Annotated in this window: 6 protein-coding genes; 2 read left to right on the top strand and 4 right to left on the bottom strand. The window is 62.3% G+C overall.

Annotation, left to right across the window (positions count from 1 at the left end; translation table 11 throughout):
* Positions 1–102: SDR family NAD(P)-dependent oxidoreductase (locus U4Y91_RS36400; RefSeq protein WP_175927543.1), on the bottom strand; the 102-nt coding region annotated here is incomplete at its 3' end.
* Between the two features lie 163 nt (positions 103–265).
* Between U4Y91_RS36400 and U4Y91_RS36405 the strand changes: the two genes are divergently transcribed.
* Positions 266–1,237, top strand: coding sequence for an aldo/keto reductase (locus U4Y91_RS36405; RefSeq protein ID WP_321809102.1), 972 nt, complete (start codon positions 266–268; stop codon positions 1,235–1,237).
* A 111-nt stretch (positions 1,238–1,348) separates the two neighbouring features.
* Positions 1,349–2,194 (top strand): 23S rRNA (adenine(2030)-N(6))-methyltransferase RlmJ, encoded by an 846-nt coding sequence (locus tag U4Y91_RS36410; protein WP_124572230.1) that lies wholly within the window; start codon positions 1,349–1,351, stop codon positions 2,192–2,194.
* A 15-nt stretch (positions 2,195–2,209) separates the two neighbouring features.
* Here U4Y91_RS36410 and U4Y91_RS36415 read toward each other — a convergent pair whose 3' ends face one another.
* The 3 genes from U4Y91_RS36415 to cueR all read right to left on the bottom strand — a co-directional run bounded on the left by U4Y91_RS36415 (position 2,210) and on the right by cueR (position 3,460).
* Positions 2,210–2,578 (bottom strand): hypothetical protein, encoded by a 369-nt coding sequence (locus U4Y91_RS36415; RefSeq protein ID WP_321809103.1) that lies wholly within the window; start codon positions 2,576–2,578, stop codon positions 2,210–2,212.
* A 114-nt stretch (positions 2,579–2,692) separates the two neighbouring features.
* A complete protein-coding gene (locus U4Y91_RS36420) occupies positions 2,693–2,839 on the bottom strand; it encodes a DUF3563 family protein (RefSeq protein WP_081053322.1) in 147 nt (48 codons plus the stop codon).
* A 216-nt stretch (positions 2,840–3,055) separates the two neighbouring features.
* The gene (gene cueR / locus U4Y91_RS36425; RefSeq protein WP_044849283.1) at positions 3,056–3,460 is read right to left on the bottom strand and encodes a Cu(I)-responsive transcriptional regulator; all 405 of its coding nucleotides are present in this window, start codon (positions 3,458–3,460) and stop codon (positions 3,056–3,058) included.
* Between the last annotated feature and the right edge of the window lie 263 nt (positions 3,461–3,723).

The raw sequence follows: 3,723 nt of genomic DNA on the forward strand, positions 1-3,723 counted from the left end.
CACGGCCGCGCCCGCTTTCGCGAGCTCCAGCGCGATTTCCTTGCCGATGCCGCTTGCGGCGCCCGTGACGACTGCGGTCTTGCCGTTCAGATCTGCTGCCATGTCCGTCTCCTTCCGTTATCGGATCGAAAAAGCGCGCCCCGCTGCATCCGCTTTCGTCGCGGTCGTGCAGGTGGAGGCCAGCCGCTATTGTGCACGATCGGCCCCGCCGTTCGCGCGCAAAACGTCTAAGCTTAAGGTCGGTTCCGAGTCGCGGGAGATTCCCATGCACTATCGACGGCTAGGCCGCTCCGGCCTGCAGATCAGCGCGCTTTCGCTCGGCTCATGGGTCACCTACGGCAACCAGGTCGATCAGCGGGTCGCCCGCGAATGCCTTGCGGCGGCCCGTGATGCGGGCGTCAATTTCTTCGACAACGCCGAGGTCTACGCGGGCGGCAAATCCGAGGAAATCATGGGCCAGGCGCTCAAGTCGCTCGGCTGGCCGCGCGTCAGCTACCTCGTGTCCACGAAGTTCTTCTGGGGGCTCGCGGAAGCGCCGAACCAGTACCACACACTGAACCGGAAATATCTGCTGAACGCGATCGACGGCTCGCTGCGCCGGCTGCAGCTCGACCATGTCGACCTCGTGTACTGCCATCGCCCCGATCCGAACACACCGATCGAGGAGACCGTCTGGGCGATGAGCGACATGATCGTACGCGGCAAGGCGCTGTACTGGGGCACGTCCGAATGGAGCGCCGACGAGATCCGCGCCGCGTACGAGATTGCCGAGCGGCACCATCTGCACAAGCCGGTCGTCGAGCAGCCGCAGTACAACCTGTTCCACCGTACCCGGGTCGAACAGGAATACGCACGGCTCTATCACGACTACGGCCTCGGCCTGACGACCTGGAGCCCGCTGGCATCGGGGCTGCTCACCGGCAAGTACCGGAACGGCGTACCACCGGGCAGCCGCGCGCAATTGCCGGGCTACGACTGGCTCCGCGAACGGCTGACGGATCCGGTCAGCAACAATGTGGTCGAACGGCTCGGCGAGATCGCGGCCGAACTCGGTTGCAGCACCGCCCAGCTCGCGATTGCGTGGGTACTCGCGAATCCGCGCGTGAGTTCGGTCATTACGGGCGCCTCGCGAATCGAGCAGATCGGCGACAACATGCGCGCGCTCGACGTTGCCGCGAAACTGACGCCGGAGATCAAGCAACGCATCGAGGAGGCCGTCGGCGATGCATACGAGTAAGGCGGCTCACGCCCACTCGCGTACAATACGCGGCCGCATTGGCGCGCGGCCCGACGGCCCCGCGCGATCGTCCGTTTTCATCGATTCACCCTTCGTTTCAGGCAGCCAGCCATGCTCAGTTATCGTCACGGTTTTCACGCAGGCAACCACGCGGACGTGCTCAAGCACGCCGTCGTCGTCCAGCTGCTGCGCTACCTGAACAAGAAAGACAAGTCGTACTGGTACATCGACACGCACGCCGGTGCCGGCGTGTATTCGCTGCGCGATGGTTATGCCGCCAAGACAGGGGAATTCGACACCGGCATCGGGCCGCTGTGGAACGAAAAGAACCTGCCCGAGGCGCTCGGTGACTACATCGACGAGGTGCGCGCGCTGAACGACGACGGTGAGCTGCACTACTATCCGGGCTCCCCGTATCTCGCATGGCGATCGATGCGCGAGCAGGACCGGATGCGCCTGTTCGAAATGCACACGACGGAAATCGACGTGTTGCGTCACAACTTCCGCGATGCGGGGCGCCGCGCGATGATTTTCGCCGGTGACGGCTTCGAGGGCATCAAGGCGCTGCTGCCGCCGCCGCCGCGACGCGCGCTCGTGCTGATCGATCCGTCCTATGAGGACAAGAAGGACTACGCGCGCACGGTGACTTGCGTGACGGAATGCCTGAAGCGTTTCGCGACAGGCTGTTACGCGATCTGGTATCCGCAGGTTGCGCGGGTGGAATCGCAGCGTTTTCCGGAGCAGCTCAAGCGCCTGCAGCCGAACAACTGGCTGCACCTGACGCTGACGGTATCGAATCCGCCGGCAGATGGCCTGGGCCTTTACGGCAGCGGAATGTTCATCCTGAATCCGCCGTACACGCTCGCGCAGAGCATGAACGAAGCGCTGCCCTATCTCGTCGAGCGCCTGGGACAGGACAGCGGCGCGCGGTGCCAGATCGAGCACCGCGGGAACTGAGCGAACGGTTTTCCGTTACGGCTGCGGTCTTGGCGCGGGTCTTGGCTGATTGGCCGGCGACACACCCCAGCCCGGCACATTGATATACGGCGCGACAAACAGCGGGACCGACGAATTCGGTCCCTGCCCGGCCGGCGCTCGCATGCCTGCGGGCTCAACGATCGGCTCGGAAGATAACGGAGCCGTTTGCAACACCAGGCCGCCCTTGCCATCCTGGATCCCGCGTTGCGTATCGAGAATCAGCGGCCTGGACGACGTCGCCGCACCAGCCGCCATGCCGTGAGCGAGCACCGCGGCCCCCAGAACGAGACGCGCGCGGGAAACGTGACGCACATCGAGACGCAAACGCATGGTCGTGTTCTTCCGGTTGAAAAGCAGGTCCATACCATAGCGCCGCGCCGACGATTTCGCCAGATCGGACGCACAAAAAAACAAAGCCCCGTCAACACGGGGCTTGCTTTTCGCTCGGTGCCACATGGCACCTGACGGTGACTCCGATTACAGCGAGTAGCCGTTGGTTTCGAGCGAGCGGATGCGGCTCTCGAGCTGGACGATGTCCGACGACGACGCGAGGTAAGCCTCACGGCGTTCACGCTCTGCGGATTCGAACCAGTTGCTCAGCTTTTCAACGATGTAGGCGATCATGATGTTCTCCAAGGAAGGGGGGACCCCTGGCGAATCGAGATTCAGGGATTTCCCGTATAGGGTTATCCCGAATTATAGCGATGCCGCACCAAGATGCTAGTGAAATGCTTGCATGGAAGCCATTCCAGTTTGGAATGGTTTCCGAACTATCTGCCTCAACTCACTGATTCTTAAGGATATTGAATCGAGGCTCCTGTTCAGCCTCGAGGATGTGCACTAATCTGGTTCACTGACAGGGTCGGCCAGGCGCGCCAAGATCGGGCATTCGGGTCGCCCGTCACCATGGCAGTGCGCGGCGAGATCGGCAAGTGTATTGCGCATGTCGCTCAATTCCGCGATGCGTTTGTCGAGTTCGGCCACGTGTTCGAGGGCGATCGACTTCACTTCGGCGCTGGCGCGGGAGCGGTCTTGCCAGAGCATCAGCAGCTTGCGAATATCCTCGACGAGAAAACCGAGCCGCCGTGCCTGGCGGATGAAACGCAGAATATGGACGTCATCCGAACCGTAGATCCGGTATCCGGCGTCGCTCCGCTTGCTCGGCGCAAGAAGGCCGACCTGCTCGTAGTACCGGATCATTTTTGCGCTGACGCCGGATTCGCGCGACGCGTCGCCGATATTCATTCCCTGCACCTCTCCATCAAGCATTGGTTCGAACACGAACGTCGACGCAAGCAACCGTCGACGACATTTCGATCGTATCAAATCGCGAGATTTCGTTCCTGCGTGGGCAGTGACGGCCGGATCGACCGCAATCCGGATGTCCTTATTGAGGTAGGCGGTGGCTGCGAAATCTGCCGGTTCGGCGCAGCATGCAGTTTGTATCGAGGGGCCCACGCCCACCGACGATCACGCCAACGCCTGCAGCGATCGCGCATTTCTGCGCT

It is taken from the genome of Burkholderia sp. BCC1993, from assembly GCF_905339865.1.
GTDB lineage: Bacteria > Pseudomonadota > Gammaproteobacteria > Burkholderiales > Burkholderiaceae > Burkholderia.

Coding starts and splice junctions, on each gene's coding strand:
- U4Y91_RS36420 (WP_081053322.1), bottom strand. CDS start 2,839: ATGATCGCCTACATCGTTGAAAAGCTGAGCAACTGGTTCGAATCCGCA.
- cueR (WP_044849283.1), bottom strand. CDS start 3,460: ATGAATATCGGCGACGCGTCGCGCGAATCCGGCGTCAGCGCAAAAATG.
- U4Y91_RS36405 (WP_321809102.1), top strand. CDS start 266: ATGCACTATCGACGGCTAGGCCGCTCCGGCCTGCAGATCAGCGCGCTT.
- U4Y91_RS36415 (WP_321809103.1), bottom strand. CDS start 2,578: ATGGACCTGCTTTTCAACCGGAAGAACACGACCATGCGTTTGCGTCTC.
- U4Y91_RS36410 (WP_124572230.1), top strand. CDS start 1,349: ATGCTCAGTTATCGTCACGGTTTTCACGCAGGCAACCACGCGGACGTG.